At 61.5% G+C, this 17,470-nt stretch carries 19 protein-coding genes; 15 read left to right on the top strand and 4 right to left on the bottom strand.

Features of this window, described 5'->3' with window-relative positions; translation table 11 throughout:
• The first annotated feature begins 90 nt into the window (after window positions 1-90).
• The 12 genes from WEA80_04990 to WEA80_04935 all read left to right on the top strand — a co-directional run bounded on the left by WEA80_04990 (window position 91) and on the right by WEA80_04935 (window position 12,599).
• On the top strand, window positions 91-1,473 hold the full coding sequence (locus tag WEA80_04990) for an Eco57I restriction-modification methylase domain-containing protein (GenBank protein MEX1185925.1): 1,383 nt from the start codon (window positions 91-93) through the stop codon (window positions 1,471-1,473).
• Window positions 1,470-2,249, top strand: coding sequence for a hypothetical protein (locus WEA80_04985; protein MEX1185924.1), 780 nt, complete (start codon window positions 1,470-1,472; stop codon window positions 2,247-2,249). The genes WEA80_04990 and WEA80_04985 overlap by 4 nt, the downstream gene beginning before the upstream one ends.
• Window positions 2,250-2,608: 359 nt before the next feature.
• Window positions 2,609-3,043, top strand: a complete 435-nt coding sequence (locus WEA80_04980) for a TIR domain-containing protein (protein ID MEX1185923.1) — start codon at window positions 2,609-2,611, stop codon at window positions 3,041-3,043.
• Window positions 3,044-3,603: 560 nt separating this feature from the next.
• The gene (locus WEA80_04975) at window positions 3,604-4,953 is read left to right on the top strand and encodes a tetratricopeptide repeat protein (protein MEX1185922.1); all 1,350 of its coding nucleotides are present in this window, start codon (window positions 3,604-3,606) and stop codon (window positions 4,951-4,953) included.
• A gap of 111 nt (window positions 4,954-5,064) precedes the next feature.
• Window positions 5,065-5,475: a toll/interleukin-1 receptor domain-containing protein gene (locus WEA80_04970; protein MEX1185921.1), complete on the top strand. Its 411-nt coding sequence runs from the start codon at window positions 5,065-5,067 to the stop codon at window positions 5,473-5,475.
• Complete coding sequence (locus WEA80_04965) at window positions 5,472-5,864, top strand: toll/interleukin-1 receptor domain-containing protein (protein MEX1185920.1); 393 nt, start codon at window positions 5,472-5,474, stop codon at window positions 5,862-5,864. The genes WEA80_04970 and WEA80_04965 overlap by 4 nt, the downstream gene beginning before the upstream one ends.
• A gap of 315 nt (window positions 5,865-6,179) precedes the next feature.
• Window positions 6,180-8,264, top strand: a complete 2,085-nt coding sequence (locus WEA80_04960; GenBank protein ID MEX1185919.1) for a DUF4062 domain-containing protein — start codon at window positions 6,180-6,182, stop codon at window positions 8,262-8,264.
• A gap of 406 nt (window positions 8,265-8,670) precedes the next feature.
• Window positions 8,671-9,240 (top strand): hypothetical protein, encoded by a 570-nt coding sequence (locus tag WEA80_04955; GenBank protein ID MEX1185918.1) that lies wholly within the window; start codon window positions 8,671-8,673, stop codon window positions 9,238-9,240.
• A 202-nt stretch (window positions 9,241-9,442) separates the two neighbouring features.
• Window positions 9,443-9,961: a hypothetical protein gene (locus tag WEA80_04950; GenBank protein ID MEX1185917.1), complete on the top strand. Its 519-nt coding sequence runs from the start codon at window positions 9,443-9,445 to the stop codon at window positions 9,959-9,961.
• A 644-nt stretch (window positions 9,962-10,605) separates the two neighbouring features.
• Window positions 10,606-11,661, top strand: a complete 1,056-nt coding sequence (locus WEA80_04945; GenBank protein MEX1185916.1) for a hypothetical protein — start codon at window positions 10,606-10,608, stop codon at window positions 11,659-11,661.
• A 409-nt stretch (window positions 11,662-12,070) separates the two neighbouring features.
• Window positions 12,071-12,349: a DUF2283 domain-containing protein gene (locus WEA80_04940; GenBank protein ID MEX1185915.1), complete on the top strand. Its 279-nt coding sequence runs from the start codon at window positions 12,071-12,073 to the stop codon at window positions 12,347-12,349.
• Window positions 12,350-12,383: 34 nt separating this feature from the next.
• Complete coding sequence (locus WEA80_04935) at window positions 12,384-12,599, top strand: type II toxin-antitoxin system HicB family antitoxin (GenBank protein MEX1185914.1); 216 nt, start codon at window positions 12,384-12,386, stop codon at window positions 12,597-12,599.
• A 63-nt stretch (window positions 12,600-12,662) separates the two neighbouring features.
• Here the strand turns inward: WEA80_04935 and WEA80_04930 are convergent, their stop codons facing one another.
• Window positions 12,663-14,288, bottom strand: a complete 1,626-nt coding sequence (locus WEA80_04930; protein MEX1185913.1) for a hypothetical protein — start codon at window positions 14,286-14,288, stop codon at window positions 12,663-12,665.
• Between the two features lie 483 nt (window positions 14,289-14,771).
• Here WEA80_04930 and WEA80_04925 point away from each other — a divergent pair, with 483 nt between their 5' ends.
• Window positions 14,772-14,972, top strand: coding sequence for a hypothetical protein (locus WEA80_04925; protein ID MEX1185912.1), 201 nt, complete (start codon window positions 14,772-14,774; stop codon window positions 14,970-14,972).
• A 124-nt stretch (window positions 14,973-15,096) separates the two neighbouring features.
• Here the strand turns inward: WEA80_04925 and WEA80_04920 are convergent, their stop codons facing one another.
• Complete coding sequence (locus tag WEA80_04920; GenBank protein ID MEX1185911.1) at window positions 15,097-15,372, bottom strand: DUF2442 domain-containing protein; 276 nt, start codon at window positions 15,370-15,372, stop codon at window positions 15,097-15,099.
• A 225-nt stretch (window positions 15,373-15,597) separates the two neighbouring features.
• Between WEA80_04920 and WEA80_04915 the strand changes: the two genes are divergently transcribed.
• Together WEA80_04915 and WEA80_04910 are read left to right on the top strand one after the other, a co-directional pair.
• Window positions 15,598-15,819, top strand: coding sequence for a hypothetical protein (locus WEA80_04915; protein ID MEX1185910.1), 222 nt, complete (start codon window positions 15,598-15,600; stop codon window positions 15,817-15,819).
• Window positions 15,816-16,394 carry a hypothetical protein gene (locus tag WEA80_04910; GenBank protein ID MEX1185909.1) on the top strand — a complete coding sequence of 193 codons (579 nt, stop codon included), beginning with the start codon at window positions 15,816-15,818 and terminating at the stop codon, window positions 16,392-16,394. Before WEA80_04915 ends, WEA80_04910 begins: the two co-directional genes overlap by 4 nt.
• A gap of 21 nt (window positions 16,395-16,415) precedes the next feature.
• Here the strand turns inward: WEA80_04910 and WEA80_04905 are convergent, their stop codons facing one another.
• Both WEA80_04905 and WEA80_04900 read right to left on the bottom strand, forming a co-directional pair.
• Window positions 16,416-16,883 carry a hypothetical protein gene (locus WEA80_04905; protein MEX1185908.1) on the bottom strand — a complete coding sequence of 156 codons (468 nt, stop codon included), beginning with the start codon at window positions 16,881-16,883 and terminating at the stop codon, window positions 16,416-16,418.
• Window positions 16,880-17,263, bottom strand: a complete 384-nt coding sequence (locus WEA80_04900; protein MEX1185907.1) for a ribbon-helix-helix protein, CopG family — start codon at window positions 17,261-17,263, stop codon at window positions 16,880-16,882. Before WEA80_04900 ends, WEA80_04905 begins: the two co-directional genes overlap by 4 nt.
• Window positions 17,264-17,470 lie beyond the last annotated feature (207 nt).

Below are 17,470 nucleotides of genomic sequence, written 5' to 3'. Positions count from 1 at the left end.
GCGACACCAGTATCATTGATGAATGATTTTTCGCTTGACGCCTGACGCACTCGCACTCTACAGGAATCCCCAGCGGACCCAGCCGTCCTCATGAAAGGCTACGCCCTAACTCCACCCGCAGTCGTCGACCTGATGGTCGAGAAGCTTTTTCGAAATGGGCCGCCATCGCCCGGCTCCACCGTCCTCGATCCCGGCTGCGGTACAGGCGTCTTCCTCGATGGCGTCGTCCGCTGGTGCGCGAGCCGCGAAGTTCCGCTCCCCCGTCTCATTGGCGTGGACTCTGACCCCGCCCGCGTTGCGTTCTCCCGGGATCGGTTCGCCGGAATTGATCAGATCGAGATTCACGAGGCCGATTTTCTTCTGACGGCAACAAATCCTTGCGACTACATCATCGGCAACCCACCTTACGTTGCCATCACCGGACTCTCCCCGGTCGAGCGCACCGAATACCGGAAGCGCTACGCGACAGCACAGGGCCGGTTCGATCTTTACCTGCTCTTTTTCGAACGCGCCTTGAGTCTGCTGAACCCGCGCGGCCGGCTTGTCTATATCACGCCCGAAAAATTCCTCTACGTCCGGACCGCGGCGCCGCTCCGGAGCCTTCTCCACGGCAACACTATAGAAGAGCTGCACTTCCTGGACGAAGCTACGTTCGGCAACCTTGTCACGTATCCGCTGGTATCCACCGTCGTCAAGGAGCGGCCGCGCGCCGAAACGCTGGTTCGTCTTCGGGATGACACCGCCCGCAGGGTGCGGCTACCGTCCGATTCAAGCTCCTGGCTGCCTGCCGTACTCGGCGCGGAGCATGACGCCGACACCCTTACGCTCGGCGACATCTGTCTTCGCATCAGCTGCGGCGTCGCGACCGGAGCGGATTCCGTTTTCGTCGTGCGGAATTCCGAGCTGGACGAAGGGCTTAAGGAATTCGCGTATCCCACGATTGCCGGGCGACATCTCGAGCCAGATCGCCCGCCGGTCGAAAGTCATTCGATGCTCGTGCCATACGACCGAAACGGGAAGCTGCTCCCCGAGCATAGGCTCGGCGAGCTGGGAGGTTATCTGGCGGAGCCCGCCCGCCGCGCACAGTTGCTCGCGCGCACCTGTGTCGAACGAAAGCCATGGTATGCGTTCCATGAGACGCCCCCGCTCGGGGACTTGCTCCGTCCCAAACTGCTCTGCAAGGATATTGGAGTCGCCCCGTATTTCGTCCCCGACGAACAAGGGCGGATCGTGCCCCGCCACTCGGTCTACTACATCGTCCCGGCCGATCCGAGCCGGATCACGGAGCTCGCGGCCTATCTCAATGCGCCCCCGGCACAGCAATGGCTCCGCGATCACTGCCAGCGCGCAGCGAAAGACTACCTCCGGATGCAGTCGCACATCCTCAAGCGCCTGCCCGTTCCGGAGACATTCGCGCCCGCAATCCAGGACGATCTCTTCGAGGCTGGCCCCGCCCACAAGCTTACCGCGTGACCACGCCGTTCGACGAGGCGATCGTCGCGGTTGCAGAAGCTGGCTACCACAACCACCGGCTCGAAGGGCATTCGGACGTCGTCAGCAATGCACTTTACAAGGATCTGTTGGAGCGCTGCGCGCCGCTGAAGTCGGACGTGGACGCCGGGATCGTGAAGGTGTGGATCAATGTTCGCTCGCCCGGCGACCGGCTGCGGAAGATTGACCTTTTCGTGGGAGAGCCCGGGCCGGCGGGAGAGCTGCACATCCCTGGCGTCAGAATCGCACTAGAAAATAAGTCGGTAATCACCGCGCACCGGAACCGGACCAACAGGTTCGACGACCTCAGCAAGGTACTCGGAGCCATTCACTCCGCTCGCCCCGAAGCGCTCCTTGTCGCCACTGTTCTGGTAGGTCTAGCCCAGCGGGTGCTGAACATCCCCGACCAGGTCCATCCGTTCTTCAGAGATCGCGAAGACGAATTTGTCGCGAAGGTTCTTCCCCGCCTCTCATCCGGCGATGAAACGCTATGGACCGAATTCTCCTGGGCGATTAGCCGGAATTCCGCGACCGACGCGGCAAAGACAATCTCCATGCTCCAGAAGCTTCCCACGCGAAAGCCAGGTCACACGCACGTCGCTGGATACGACTTTGTGCTGCTCGTGCCGGTGAACATAGACAACGTCAACCCGCCCTCGATTCCGCGTCCCAATACTTGCGGAATTGATGTGGACACGGAGTACGATCGCATGCTTAACCAGTTGTGTGCTGCGTACACGGCGCGCTGGCACATGTAACATCCTGATCTGTGCCGTGCGAGCGTGAACCCGACTCTTGGAATCATCGTCAACGAATAAACAAAATCCTTCCGGACATCGTGCCGGTCGAGATCGCGGCGAAGAAGCAGCGAACGGCGGCGAAGAAGTCGAGTCCGCCGCGGCGGAGGAAGGCGTCGGGGGAGTAGGCTAAGGCAGGACTACTACTATTAGTAGTTGACGACCGCCTGAAAGGGCGGTCGTTTTGTTTGGATGGCGATGGAGCAAGCGCCAGCGATGCGCCGAGTATACTCACAATTAGGATGCTTCGCCGCAGTTCATTGGTGCGGCGGCACGTCACACGGGCGAGGTATATCGATTTGCAGCACTAACATCTAACGGTGAACGAGGTGACTGAAATGGCAAAGCAAAAGGTATTCGTTAGCTACGACCACTCCGACGACGCTCACTACAAGCGGCTACTTCTGGCATGGAATGCGAACCCTGAGTTCGACTTCGAGTTCGACAGCCGCGGTCCGGATGTGGCTATCGACAGTACCGATGCCTCCGTCGTGAAGCAGTCGCTCACGCGCATGATGAAAACGTCGACACATTTGCTCGTACTTGTCGGAGAGAAGAGCCACAAAAGCAAGTGGATGACGTGGGAAATCGATCGATCTAAAGAGTCCGATATTAAGCTGAGACTGGCGGGCGTAAAGCTGGGAAAGGCGAACGTCACTCCGCCGGGTCTCCTCAATGTCGGCACCGCGTGGGCCACAAGCTTTGAAAGAGACCGCATCGTGGAAGCACTTCGCGCGGCGAAGAATACCTATTGATGTCCAGCGTAGTTGGCGTCGCTGGCCGCAGAATCGACGCCGAGGGCGCCCGCATCGCCCGGTTTCCTTTAAAATCCGTTCCGAAAGTAGAAACAAAACTGGAGCGGCACTTCGCTGCGTGGAAGCCGCATCGCCTAGTATCGTCAGCAGCCTGCGGAGCCGACCTCTTAGCTCTCACGCTAGCCGAACGACGGGGAATAGGGAGCACGATCGTTCTCCCATTTGCCCCAGCTCAATTCAAGAAGACTTCAGTAACTGACCGGCCGGACGCCCGATGGGGCCCGATGTTCGATAGCGTCATATCATCGGCGGAGGCAGCAGGACGGCTTCATGTTCTAAACTGCGAAGGCGACTCCGTCGCGGCTTATAGGGCTGTAAATGATGCTATTTGGCGCGAAGTGATGGCCTTCGCTCAAGTAAGTCAGGCCACACCGCTGGCAGTAATAATTTGGGAGGGCGCTAAGCGAGGAGATGAGGATCTCACCGCCGAGTTTGCCGACGCCGCCCAGCGCCTAGGTGTGCAAATCGAAGTAGTGAACACACTCTAACGGGGATCGCGCGTGGCGGCTGCGGATTACTCTCGCATTTGCTTCGTGGTGATGCCCTTCGGTAAGGTCGAGATGGGGGCAACTCTGCGGCGCTGGTATCGGCCTTGGCGCCGGCCTCATGTGGTCGACTTCGACTTCATCTACGAGAATGTGTTTCGGCCTGCTATCGGCGCGACGCCGCTCCCGGAACCAGGCGCGGGCTACCTCACGCCGCACAGATGTGACCAAGAATTTGTGAGTGGCATTATCACGGCGGAGATGTATCAGCTACTCGAGTACTCCCGGTTTACGCTAGTCGACATCACCGGACTAAGCTTCAACGTGGCATATGAGCTCGGCCATCGTCATCGAGCGCATGCAAGCGGCACAGCGATATTCCGGCAACCTGACACCGTAATTCCATTCGATATCGGACAAACCCGTGTATTTTCGTACGATTCTGAGCCGAGTGATCGAGCAGATGAGTCACGCCAACTAATTACCCGAGTTCTCACAGAATCTCTTCGAGAGAATCGGCTCGACAGCCCGGTGCAAGCCGCGTTGCGCCAACAGCAGGCCGCACCTGCGTTCGTCGAGAACGGTGTGAGAGACGCCGAGAATGCAATCCGTCAGCGCGACTGGGGCCTGGCACGAGTGAGACTTGAAGATGCGATTCGAGAGGTTCCTGATAACGCTTTCTTGTGTCTACGGCTAGGATTGGTGTTCAAAGAACAGGGCGATTGGACCGCCGCTCTTCAGATGTTCGAACGCGCTGTAACACTGGCACCCACGTATGCGGAGGCTTACAGAGAACTCGGGATCGCGGAAAACAAGCTACAGCGCGCTTCCGGTCCTGATCAGCTTCCTGGCGAACAGTCGCTGATGAGAGCGTTGGAGCATCGCCCATCAGACTTCGATGCACTTGCCTCACTCGGCGGGATTCTGAAGCGGGCGGAACGCTATGACGAGGCACTAGCCGCCTACACGGCCGCAAGCGACGCATCGTTCGGCCATGCGTACCCACTCATCAACCAAATAATCCTGCAAGCGCACATCGCAGGAGTTCTCAAATTGAGCGTGCAACAACTCTCGGCGCTACGTCGGGCTGACCGAGTCTCGGCAACACAAGCCTCGGCTCGCCCGCCATACAACGCTCCGTGGAGTCATTTTGACCTTGCCACCGCGCGGCTCCTGCAAGGCAATTACGTTGGGTTCGGGGAAGCCATAGAGAACGCCTTGGAGTGGTGTACAGCCGCATGGCACCCGATGACCTTCAGGAGGACGCTTGAGCTTCTGCCGCCCGAGCTGCTCCGCCAGAAGGAGGTGTCCGCGGCGCTCGCCAGCCTGGACGAATACGTCAGTACACTACCTCAAGACCGCTAGCGCTGAAAGTGTGGCGTAACGTGGATTTGCTGCTAACACGCGGGATCTTTGGTGCGCCTAGACAGGCGTGCAGCGAAACCCGCCGCGTCAAGGCAACTCAGCGGAGATCGTGTGCCATATAAGGTGTTTATCTCTCACGGGGCTGACGATACTTGGCTCGCCGCGCAGATGGGCCATTGCATCGAGGAGGCCGGCTGCACGACTTTCCTGGACGTCCGCGACATCGCCAAGGGAGCCGATTTCAAAGCGGTCGTGAAAGGGGAGCTTTCGCAAAGTGCCGAGCTCGTCGCTCTCTTCACACCCTGGTCTGCTAAGCGGTCGTGGGTCTGGATTGAGCTTGGCGCTGCATGGGTTCAGGGACAGCCTGTGGTCGCGGTTTTCCACGGAATGTGGATCTCCGACCTCAGGGCCGGCGAGCAAGGTGCGGCGATTCTCGAGGACATCAATGCCGTCCGTCTCAACGATTTCGATGCCTACCTAGAGCAACTTAAGGCGCGCGGTACCGCCGGAGGAATCGCGTGAAAAAAGTGTTTCTCTCCTACACTCTCGCGGACGCCGCGTTTGCGCATCAACTCGCAGCTTCCCTGCGACCAGACACAGATGTGATCGACCTGACATCTACCGCAGGCTCCGGGGAGCAGTGGTCGACGCTCCTCCGAGATGGTCTGTCTACCGCTGAGGCAATGGTTCTACTTGTTTCGCGCCGGGCACTGGAGAGTACGTGGCTAAACTTCGAGATCGGAGCTGCGGTGGGCATGGGGAAGCGCGTCGTGCCAGTGTTTCTCGATGACCCCAAGCATATCGACTGGGACCGTGCAGATTTCGTTCTGCGTGGTCTTCGATACGTCGACGTGCACGGAATGTCGGCTGCAGCGGCTGCGGATGCTATTCGCCAGGCAATCGCCGCCTAGCGAGTTGACTAGCGCGACTATATGAAAGTGAAGGTCATCGGTTCTCGCGGTGCGTCGCCGCGAGACGCCGCGAGACGCCCCTTCGCCGGGAACTCGTCCGGAGGCTCGCATGACCTTCGTTGGGCTGGACCTGCGCAAGCGCTATATCACGCTGTGGGCAATTACGAACGGGCACCGTGCTCGCCGAGCTGCGCCGGATGCCCGTCTCGATCGAGGCGCTCATCAATGTCCTGAACGCGCTGCCCGCGCATAACAGATTAAACTAAGCGACGGCACAGTCATTCGCTTGACTGGAAACTCCTACATCTGGGCTACATGAGCGCAACGAAAGTTCCACGCATTCGCGTTTTTATTAGCTCGACGATGGTCGACCTCGCCGCTGAACGAGCGGCTCTGGCTGATTCCCTCGAAAGATTTGACGTTTTCGAAGTATTGCGAGCTGAAACGCTTCCAGCGCTTGAAGATTCTAGTCAGATCGTTTGCCTCTACGAAGCGGAGGCGGCAGACGCGATGGTGCTCGTGATAGGAGATCGATATGGATACGTTCCGCCGGATAACAATCCAGAGGGGCTCAGCGTAACCCATCTGGAATACCGCCAAGCTCGTGCGGCGCACCGGCCGGTGTTCGTTTTCGTTCGGTCATCCGACACCCGAGAAATAGCTACGACCGGGTTTGTTGAAGAAGTTGGGTCGTTTACCCGAGGCGCTTTCTGGAAGGAATGGGAAACCACGGCGACTTTGGTAAACGAAGTAGAGCGAGCGCTGATCAACTGGTTGGCGCGATGTGCGCGTTCTGGTCTTGGACCTAAAATGGCCGCCGAGATGGAAGAAACTGTGCGGCACGTCGCTACAGCTCTCGCACCATTATGGGTGAGTTTCGCCGAAACGGAGAAACACGACGGTTCTGCATACGCGGCGTGGAAACAGACCTGCATAACTACCCTCGAGAGCTTTGCGCGTAGGCAAGTACTGCCGATCCGAATCGCAGCCGGTGACGGTTTTGATCCGCGAGAAGATGCACTCTTTTTGGTCGCAACGCCCAACGATTCGGGAAGTGTAGACTGTAGGATTGTGCCACCCCCAACGGCGGACGGCGCCCTCCCAGGCTTACCGATCGTGATTGACGTCCCAGCTAGCAACCGTGCCGCTATCGCGATTGCTCACATCGTGGCCATGTTCGGCCTATTCAACGCGGACGACGTGGCGCACGGCCTTGAACTTTCGTTGGCGCTTCTCGAGCACCCGGACTTGGATAAAGACGCCCGGACAGAACTGCTAATCCAGATGGCCTTTGCTTCAGTGCTCGAGGAAGGCGCAAGGGCAAGCGACATTGCCCGCGCTGCCATACACCAGTCTCTTGATGATGGCCCAGTCACAACCGCCGTAACCATGGCACTCGTTCAGGAGCGAGCGAGATACGGCCGCAACGGGGCACGCCATGCGGCCGAAGTGTCGCGCTCCGTAGCAGTTGAGCTACTGATACGAGCCCTTACAGCCGGTCGCCTCGCGCCCGATGTTTTGTATAACCTGGCCCGGCAGTTCGTCGACTCGCCTTATGCTCGCCGTTTTTACGACGTTCTCCTTGCAATGCACCCAGAGTATGAGGAGCGGTGGTATGTGCACCGAGATATCGGCCTAACTTTCTATCATGCCAGCGACTTTGCGGCGGCAGCTTTGGCATACGAACGAGCGGCTACCCTCAAACGCGACGACGCCGAATTGTTCCGCTGGGCAGGCGACGCGCTCTTCTACTCTGGGCAGTGGGCAAGATCGCACCCGCTATTCCAACGCGCCCTGTCCATGGACGACACCGAGATGTACTTCGTTGTGGACAAGATACGGTTCGTGGTGGAACGCCTCAGAGCTGGCGTAGCCGAGGAGAAGTACGTAGGCGTTCGGATGCAGGTTAACAGGTGGGTGACCGCGCTGCACAACAGAGCAAGTCAATGGGGACTCATGCTCCCGTCCTGGATTTACGAAAGGGCCCTAAGCGCCTGGTCTCTGACCCCCAGTGCCTCCACGGAGCTCGCCCTCCGTTCGAACAGCGTCGGTCGGTACGCTGCCGCGGTCACTTACCTTCGTCTTGAACTGGCAACAGTACCGGAAAACTGGAGCGCACGGCTCAACCTAGTAGCCAATCTTATTTTCCTAGCTGACGGAGCACTAACCGACGAAGCCAAGGAACACCTGCGAGTCGCCATCTTCCATGGTGGACCTCAAACGGAGCAGCATTTTCTCTCGCGTCTCGTTAATACCTCCACTGCCGAGGAAATAGCCGCGATGTTTCATCCCATTTTGGAGAGCGCCAGGAAGGCGTTCGAAGTCCGCCGCGAGCGCCGCAGTATGGTTAGAAAGCCAGAATATTTTGGAACGACGCTCCATGTTGAGTTGAGCGATTAGGAGTCCTGGGCGAAAACGCCATGCGTCGAGAGATGGCCGGTGCCATCGGATCGAGGTCTGCCACTGACATTCAGACTAGGAAGCGTGCCCCGCGCAAGATCGGGCGAATGTTTGAGCCGCAGGATCGGGACATGACGTCTACAGTTCAACACAAAATAAGTTCTTGACGAGCAGGGAACGTCTCTCACTAACGATTATGCTGGGTCTAGCGATAAGATGATCAAGGAGCTGAAAAACTCTCCAGCGTTCTCAATCCGAAACGCCTGGCACCGATGAGCACAGGCCGTATCCAGCCGACTGATTCGCCTGCGTGCTCTGTCCGAAAGGTAAGATGAATTCTTGGAGGTTAGCCGCGACACATGAACAGTTCACTGTTAGGCGGGACGACCCTGCGTTTCACCGTCTGTTGGTCCTCGCCCGGATCACCAATTCCATCCGCTTTTCCGTCGGCGCAGCCTTCGATAGGCACGGGGATCCCGCACCGGCCTCTAACCGCCAGCGAATCGGCTCGTTTCTATATCTCGGGGCATTGCTATATGAGGCGCTGCGCTTCGCTGACCGACTAGGCGAGCATTTCCGAGATCACGAAACCTTTAGAATTGACTTTGTCCCGCTATTAAACGATCAACGGGTGCAAGACCTTCGTGAAGGTGTACTAAAACGGCTGCGCAACCGAGCCATTTACCATCACGACGACGACGTCATGCCTGAAGGCCTACGCGATCTGGTGATGCCAGAGTACGTCTTCGCCCGCGGCCATGGCACCGGCTTCATGGATCTTGATTATATCCTTCCCGATATCCTGATCTCGAAGTTCGCCCTGCCTGAACTGGATGTGACCCGCGCCCTCACGGATCAGCTTGCGCCAGTCCTCCGGGACGTGTTAATGGTTGGACAGCGTTTCGCGCTGGCTGCAGACCGTCTCATAGACGAAAGCACTCGCAAGTGGGGATGGAAGGTCACATCCGAGTTCTAATTATTGCGCGACACGAGCGATGCGCCACTACCAAGTCGCGAAGGCGCCACTTGGCAAGGTTCCGAACTCTTGCTGGCGTTCGGGACGTGACCGGAAAATCAACCGGCCGGCGGCGATGAGTCTAGTGCTAATCGTGCAGAACTCATGCTTGGCCGTGGTGGCGTCAGACGGCAGGGTCTCGCAGCCTCAGCCCGACGAAACAGTGCTGATCGTCGCAGAGGACGTTCCGAAGTTTCTTGTTCTAGACGAGCGAACCGTCTTGGCAACGACGGGACGGAAAGACATCTGTGACGATGTCGACTGCATGGCAAAGCAACTAATCGCCGCCAAAGGACCCGTGAGTGGCCGTTTCGACCCCTTCGTGAATGAGCTCACGCGGATTATCCAAAAGGCGTTTCTGACGTATTCTGATCAGGGCCCACATCTTCGTTTTTCGGCGGCACTAGTAGCTGCGGATGACTCAGCACAGCGCCTGCGTACCGTCGGATGGACCGATGCTACTGGCTTGGCCCCGCTTGAAGACGCTGGTGATCGCTTGCAACTCTATGCCTACGGGCACGATGGGCAACCCGCTGTCGACAAGTTACAGCGAGTGTTGCTGACGTTGGTTCCGCTTGATGAAATCAGCATCACACATGCTATGAGGCAGGTTATATCGGATTGTGCCGTTAGCTGCCCAGGGATAAATGATCGCTGTTTTTTTCACACGATTCGCCTCTAAAGCTGGCGCCGCCCCAGCTGCGGAACCTGGACAAGCGACGTCGTGACGATGGAGCGCCAATCGCACGGATTTCGCGGCCGTGGCTGCAGTCCGGAGGGGAGCGTGAACGCCGCCCATCTTTCTGGCACCCGTATGGTCACAATAAGCGATGCAGTCAGGAGACACCTCGGTGGAGCTTGGGGGATGAAGTGTTTTTGATCGTAGATGCGTGCGTGTTGAGTCATTGAGATGCGTTCCCCAGGTCGCCTTCCTTGTTTGCGCCATTGCGCCGGCAGTCACGCTCGCGCAAGCCCCGCACCGGGCGCTCCTACCGATCGCCTTCGAGCACTCCGCCGAATGCACATGGCTTCGGAAACCGGTCCTCGCCAGCCGCACGCTCGACGGCATGACGCGACCCCACGCGTGGCGCTCGACGGGAACCGCCGCCGTCACGTTTCCCACCGAGGCACGCCTCAATGGCATGCGTGTGCTGCGTGTCGACATGCAGATGTTCCGCGACGCGCCCGCGCCGACGCGCAGCCATCCACTACGTCACGCTCGCCAACAATCAGTGGACGCAGGTGGTGTTGGAGATCGACGGATAGTCCAGCGACTACTACCATTAGTACTTGACGGCCGCCTAAAAGGGCGGTCGTTTGCTTGCGATGGCCGGCATTAGCCCAATCACCGGAATCGCGGCCGCGCTGCTGCTCGCGCCGGCTGCCTGGGCGCAGGACACGACCCGCCCGCCCCCGCTCGTCATTGCCGGTGTCACCGTCGTGGACGTGCGCGCCGGTGCCCTGTTGCCGTCGCGCACGGTCGTGGTCGAGGACGGCCGGATCGCCCGCGTAGTCCCGGCCGAAGCTGCAGTCGCGCCGCCGGGCGCGATCGTCGTGGACGGGACGGGACGATTTCTCATCCCCGGCCTCATAGACATGCACACCCATCCGCAGCCGCGCGACTTCCCACTGTACCTGGCGGCGGGAGTGACGACGCTCCGCGTGATGGCGGGCAACAGGCAGCAGCTCCGCCTGCGCGAAGAAGTGCGTACGGGCCGGCGTCTCGGACCCACCCTCGTCGTCGGCGGGCCCATCGTCGAGAGCCCGCCGCCCGCCGGCTACGGCTCGATAGTCACCGCGAGCCGCCGCCACGTAACGACCGCCGAAGAAGGCGCCCGCGAAGTCGAAGCGCAACGCGCCGCGGGCTTCGACTTCATCAAGATCTACAACCACCTTTCGGCCGATGCCTACGCCGGGATCGTGCTCGCCGCGCGTGAGCGCGGCATGGACGTCGTCGGGCACGTGCCCTTCGACGTGGGGATCGAAGGCGTCCTCTCCAACGGCATGCGCACGATCGAGCACGGCCGCGGCTACCTGCACATGCTGCTCCCGCGAGAGATCAACGCGGCGACGGGGCCCGACCTGCAGTCGCGCATCCTCGCCTGGCGCCACGCCGACACGCTGAAGATTCCGGAGATCGCGCGGCTCACCGCGGCGGCCGGCGTCTGGAATTGCCCGACGTTCGTCGTGGACCGGATGCTCTGGCCGTCGGAGCGCATGATCCCGTTCCTCGCCGGGCCCTACGCGCCTCTGCTGAATCGCCCGCGGCAGCAGATGCTGATGAACCGCTCGCGCGTCCAGTGGGCGTCCAACTTCAGCGAGGACGACTTCCGCGCGGCCGACCACGCCTACGCCGTCAATAGCCGCATCGAGCTGCAGTAGTTCATCCTCCTCCGCAGCAATGGAATGGCTGCCGAAGGGAGGCCTTGATTCCGCTTTCAGGGTCAATCGCTGTATTCTCCGGCATCCAGGAATCCGAGCTATACCGGCGTTAGAGAGGCTCGTGCTTGGCCCTACTCAGGAAACGCGAGATGTCCATGAATAGGCGGCTTGCCTGGCTGGCGTGGGAACTGGAGCTCAGCCCACACGCAGTCAAGCGCATGGCCGACCGCGACTTCACAGAACTCGATCTTCGTGGTATGCTCCAATCAGGGACCCGCGTCCGGAGAAGCCTCGAATCGGGTCGCTGGATCGTCTCTGCCCGACTCCGGCGCCGACGGTGGGAAGTCATCGTTGAGCCGGATGCGGAGCTGGAACGATTGGTCATCATCACCGCCTATCCTCTTACGCCATGAGCGCCACGAACGGATCGTACCTCGAAGTCACATTCCGGCATGGCCGGGCCTTGGCGGCGTATCTCTACCTGCCCCGACGAGCTCGCGACCGGAGCGCCAGGACGCGCCGCGTCGAGCCGGGCCTGGTGATAGACATGGCGGCTGACGGTCGCGCGATCGGGATCGAAATCACGGCGCCAACTCGTGTGACGGTCACCGCGCTCAACCGTGTCTTGCGCGGACTCGGCGCCGCGCCCGTGACGCGCGCGGACCTCGCACCCCTCCGCGCAGCGTAGAAAAATATTTCGAGATGCCCCGCTCCAGCCGATGATGCCTGAGCACCGGTACGAAGTGATTCTCTACTGGTCGGAGCCGGATCAGGCGATCATCGCCGAGGTACCGGAACTCGCCGGGTGCGCCGCTGACAGGCCGACTTATGAAGCGGCCTTGCAGGCCGGCGGGGTGGCGATCCGCGCGTGGATTGATTCGGCGCGCGAGCTGGGCCGCCCCATCCCCAAGCCGAAGGGTCGACTCCTCTTCGCGTAAGCTGCAAAAGGAGAGCGACCAAAAGGTTCAGCGCGGCGTAGGGCGCCTGACGTCCTCAGTCTGTCAGAACCTCGACCCAGCCAGCACCACGTCCGCCCCGCGCCACCCCGCGGCCAGCCGCGCGTCCACCGCGGCCGCTTCCGCTGCCTTGCCCTGCGCCCGCAGGCTCGCGGCCAGCCCGTGCAGCGACCAGCCGTTCTCCGGGAAACGCCGCAAGTCCTCCATGTAAACCCGCTCCGCGTCCGCCGGCCGGCCTGCCTTTAGCAGCGCGGCGCCAAGTGCTCGGCGGATCGGCGTCGCCCACTGCGGGGGCTCTACATAGTTGAAGCTGTCCTCCAGCTCCGCCGCCACCGTGAAGTGCGCGACCGCGTCCGCGAAATCGCCACGCTGATATGCGATCTCCGCAGTGAGCGCGTGCATCGCGATGTCCATGATGATCTTGTTCTCACCCGCGCCCGACGACATCGCCGTCCGGTCCGCCGGAGACGTGCCGCGGGCGATCGCCGTCACGGTGTCGAGCGCAGCGGCGGCGGACGCCCAGTCCCGTTTCGCGGCGAACGCGATTCCCCGCGCGTACTGGGCGAGCCCGAACGACAGGCGTAGATCCGCCGGCGGCACCGGCTCGCGCAGCACCTCGTCCCACATCCCGAACGTGGCGAGCATCTGGTGCGTGTACGGAATCAGCGGCTCCAGCGGCGGCACCGCGCGCGCGACGTCCACGGGCACCCGATCGCGGAGATTCCGCGCGGCCTCGATGGTCTGCGCGCTCCGCCCCGCCATCATCGCCGCCATGGCGAGAAAATGGTAGTTGTGCGGGTAGTATCCCACCGGGTAAATGCCCGACGGCTTCTCGCCGGCGATGTACGTCTCGTCGGCGTGCGTCGCGTGGATGTTGCTCTCGATCGCGTCGTTGTAGCGACCCACTCTGATATAGATGTGCGCGGGCATGTGCACGATGTGCCCCGCGCCCGGCATCAAGGACGCGAGCCGCTCTGCGCACTGCACGGCCTTCTCCGGCGCGACGGCCTCGACGGCATGGATATAGTAGTGGCACGCCCCGGGATGGTCCGGATTCCTCCTCATCACACGCTCGAGCTGCGCGAGAATCGTGGTGGTGCCCGGGTACGGCTCACCGTCTTTCGCCCAGTACGCCCACGGCCGCAGGTCCATCAGCGCCTCCGCGTACAGCGTCGCGACGTCGAGATCCTCCGGGTAGCGGGCCACCACTTCCGCCATTGCGCTGGCGTACGCCGAGTCGAGCGCGCCGCGGTCGGCGGGCGGCGGCGATGCGTACCTCCCGGCCAGTGCGTCTATCAGCGCGCGTTCGCGCGGAGACGCTTTGTCCTGGAGCGCGATGGCCATCTGGAGATGTGCCCACGCAGCCGCGCCGCCCGCGGAGTCCATCGGCGCGTTGATGTTCGGACCGTAAGCGAGCGCGGAGCCCCAGTGGCAGATCGCGCAGTCGGGATCCAGCCGGGCGGCCTCCTCGAACGCGCGGACGGCCTCGGCGTGGTTGAAGCCGTACACCAGGCGCATCCCCTGATCGAAGTACCGCTGCGCCGCGGGCACCTGCGTGCTGATGGGCATGTGGTGCGCGCCGAGGTCGGTGTACAGCGGGACCGAGTCGGCGTGGGGAGTCGTTGCGAGGACGGCGGGGAACAGCAGCGGCCAGATCGCGCTGGTAATCATGACGCACTTCCAGGGGGGCGGAGGGAGCCATCTCTTCCAGGGAATGCGACGAGATTATCGATTTCGGGTGTTCCGGTCAACCAGCCGGACCTGGCGTCAAAGTACGTACGATCGAAGTCGAACGCTTGTAGTAAATCGCCTGCAACAGCGCTTCTTGTCGGATGCTCCCGATAACTGCTTCGGGCTCCAGCATCCTGACTCTTCGATGAACGTTCGCTTCTACATCGATCCGGAAACGGGCCGGCCGCACATCCACCGCCACCACGTCCGTGAGACAGAGGCCGAAGATGTTCTCCGGCGGCCGATGGAGGACCGCCCGGGACGCGACGGCTCTCGGGTCGCAATCGGTCAAACGCGGGCCGGGCGGTATCTTCGAGTGATATACGTTGCGGACCCGGCGCCAGACTCCGTATTCTGTATCACCGCATTTGACCTCGGCGCAAAGGCCCTGCTGGCCCTAAGGCGCCGCCGCAGGAAAAAATCATGAGCGATTCCAGCTTTCCCAATGGATGGAATGCAGACCGGGTTCGCCGCGTGCTCCAGCACTACGAGGAGCAGTCGGCCGAAGAGGCGGTCGCCGAGGATGAGGCGGCATTCGAGCCCCCGACGCACACCGCGATGGAAGTCCCGGTGGAGCTCGTCCCCGCCGTTCGCGAGCTGATCGCAAAACGAAAGGCGGGGTGACGCACAACCATCAGCGCTCGACCCAGAATTGGCGGCGGAGTTTCCCGATTCGCGCTCGGTGAGTCGTGCGCTCAAAGCGTATCTCAAGATCAGGCCGAAGAAACGCACAGCGTAGCTTCGATGCTCATGACGCACTTCCAGATGGACGGTGGGCCGGCGTTCCTTCGAGCATCCCTCGGACGCTGATGTCCTCGTCGATCTCCGGCCAGCGTATTCCGTGGCCTTCGTCGAGAATCTCGTACTTGCGACGCTGCTCCGGGGTCGCGTCGGACAGGCGCCAGGACCAGGCGAGCGGCACACTGATCCTGCGGCCGTCCGCAAGCCGGGCGGTGATCAGCTCATCAGTCACTTCGACGGATTGAACAGCCGCGTCGCTACTTCGCTTTGTCGCAGTGCTCACGCCATGCCTCCACAATTCGGTCCCCAGGGATTCCCCGAATGGACGGCACAATGGACGATGCAAATCGCAGCCCCCATCTGCATAGCCGTTCTGCTTCATGCATTGTCTTGATTACGCAACGAAAGATGGTTCGCGTCCCGCTGCCGTATGGTGGCCGGGGACGCTGCGCCGGCATTCCTTCGAGCATGCCGCGGAAGCCGCTGGAAATGTTAGCTTAACGATATCATGCGCGCATTGGATACGTCCGTGGAAGCAGCGTCGCTGCAACACCACCTGCACCAGGCACTCGGAACCGAAGCCCGCTTCGCTCTCGCAATGAGCATGAGCGAGCTGGCGAGGGAGTTCGCCAAGGCGGGCCTGCGCGACCGACGCCCGGATCACTCGGAAGACGAGCTGCTCCGCGAGCTGACGCACAGACTGCACGGACGTTTGATCGGCCCCAGGTGACGGGCCACGATTTTCTGCGGCGGCTCGTCACCGCGTTCGATCAAATCCGGATCCCGTACATGGTGACCGGCTCCTTCGCCAGCTCAGCCCACGGCCGCGTCAGGGCGACAGAAGACATTGATGTCGTGATCGCCCCGACGCCGCAGCAGCTACTCGATCTGCTCGATGAATTCCCCGCAGACCGGTTCTACGCGGACAGGGACGCCGCACTGGCAGCCCTTCGACAGCAGTCGCAATTCAACATCATTGATGTCGAAACCGCATGGAAGGCCGACCTGATCATTCGCAAGGAGCGCGAGTTCAGCCGAACGGAGTTCCAGCGGCGGCATGCGTATTTGATCGATGGCCTGCGGGTCTACCTCGCAACGGCGGAAGATGTTCTGATCGCCAAGCTCGAGTGGGCTCGCGCGGGCGGCTCGGAACGCCAGATCGAGGACGCCGCCGGAATCATCGAAAGCCAGGGTGGCGGCCTGGATACCGCGTACGTCGAACGGTGGGTACGCGAGCTCCGGCTCGACGACGAGTGGCGGAAAGCACGCGAAAGCACGCGAGACGCTGGTCGGGGACTTTCCTGAACCGGCGTGTGAGCGAGTGGTTCAGCCGTTGCGCGCGCGCAAACGCTGGATCTCCTCGAGCACTTCTATATCGGCCGCGTCCTGTAGCCGCCCGGTACGCTTGGACGCGATCAGATGCTCGATGGAAGCGGCGGGGACTTTCACTCCCTCGATCTCGAATATCGCGGCGGTCAGTGCAGCCTCGGCATAGCTGACATTCCATGCGCGGGTCAGAATATCAACATTCGGCGAGTCGCCGATCATCGTAACCGGCCGGCTGGCAACCTCCTCGGCGAGCAGCTCACCGGCGAGACCGAAGCCGAGCGCGGCCAGCGCGCGAAGCACGCGGCGCGCATTGGCGACGGTCGGCTCGATCAGGATGTCCACATCACGGGTAGCACGGGTGCTGCCCCATAGCTGGAGCGCGGCCGCCCCGACCACGACGTATCGGGCCTTGGTCACGTTGAGCTGGTTGCAGACGAGCGCCAGCTGTGTGTCGTACCGCTTCATCCCAGTGCGCCCTCGACGCGCTTCCAGTCGAGATAGTCTTCGTAGCGATCGAACACGATTACGCGCCGTACCGCTGCGCGCCGTGGCCGCGGTACCGCCCGCGCAGTCCGCTCGGCGGCGCGGACCCGCTGTTCAGCGGTGAGCCGCAGGTCGGCAACGAGCTGGGCCCGGCGAGAGCTGCCCAGGCCCGCGGCCTCGGCCGGCGGAGCCGGCGCCAGCGAGTCACGGTCGGACGCCTGCACCTGGGCGTACCGGCGCACGGCTTCGGCGATGATCCAGCTCCGCGGCCGGTCCTGCTCGCGCGCTATGTCGTCCGCGGCAGCTAGATCGGGCGCGGGCAGCGTAATCGCGATCCTGGCATAACGCGGGCGCTTGGGCATATTCAATAATACTGGATATGCCATCGACCACAACCGATGCCTTGCCGCTTTTTGGCAGTTAATGGCAACATTATTGGCAATGACCACCTGGCCCGCGGCGCGAAGGATCGTTCATGTCAGGAACGTCGCGACAGAACGGAGGATGAAAATGCTTCGGCGGGCATGTCTTCTCACGATGGCCTGTTGTGCGACTTTGGCCGGGCCAAG

The sequence above is a fragment of the Gemmatimonadaceae bacterium genome (assembly GCA_040882285.1).
GTDB lineage: Bacteria > Gemmatimonadota > Gemmatimonadetes > Gemmatimonadales > Gemmatimonadaceae > JACDCY01.
This window is presented reverse-complemented; position numbering and strand designations above follow the sequence as displayed.

What these genes read in the sequence shown, in the direction of transcription:
- WEA80_04990 (MEX1185925.1), top strand. Translation starts at nt 91, where the DNA reads ATGAAAGGCTACGCCCTAACTCCACCCGCAGTCGTCGACCTGATGGTC.
- WEA80_04960 (MEX1185919.1), top strand. Translation starts at nt 6,180, where the DNA reads ATGAGCGCAACGAAAGTTCCACGCATTCGCGTTTTTATTAGCTCGACG.
- WEA80_04945 (MEX1185916.1), top strand. Translation starts at nt 10,606, where the DNA reads ATGGCCGGCATTAGCCCAATCACCGGAATCGCGGCCGCGCTGCTGCTC.
- WEA80_04940 (MEX1185915.1), top strand. Translation starts at nt 12,071, where the DNA reads ATGAGCGCCACGAACGGATCGTACCTCGAAGTCACATTCCGGCATGGC.
- WEA80_04935 (MEX1185914.1), top strand. Translation starts at nt 12,384, where the DNA reads ATGCCTGAGCACCGGTACGAAGTGATTCTCTACTGGTCGGAGCCGGAT.
- WEA80_04930 (MEX1185913.1), bottom strand. Translation starts at nt 14,288, where the DNA reads ATGATTACCAGCGCGATCTGGCCGCTGCTGTTCCCCGCCGTCCTCGCA.
- WEA80_04925 (MEX1185912.1), top strand. Translation starts at nt 14,772, where the DNA reads ATGAGCGATTCCAGCTTTCCCAATGGATGGAATGCAGACCGGGTTCGC.
- WEA80_04915 (MEX1185910.1), top strand. Translation starts at nt 15,598, where the DNA reads ATGCGCGCATTGGATACGTCCGTGGAAGCAGCGTCGCTGCAACACCAC.
- WEA80_04905 (MEX1185908.1), bottom strand. Translation starts at nt 16,883, where the DNA reads ATGAAGCGGTACGACACACAGCTGGCGCTCGTCTGCAACCAGCTCAAC.
- WEA80_04900 (MEX1185907.1), bottom strand. Translation starts at nt 17,263, where the DNA reads ATGCCCAAGCGCCCGCGTTATGCCAGGATCGCGATTACGCTGCCCGCG.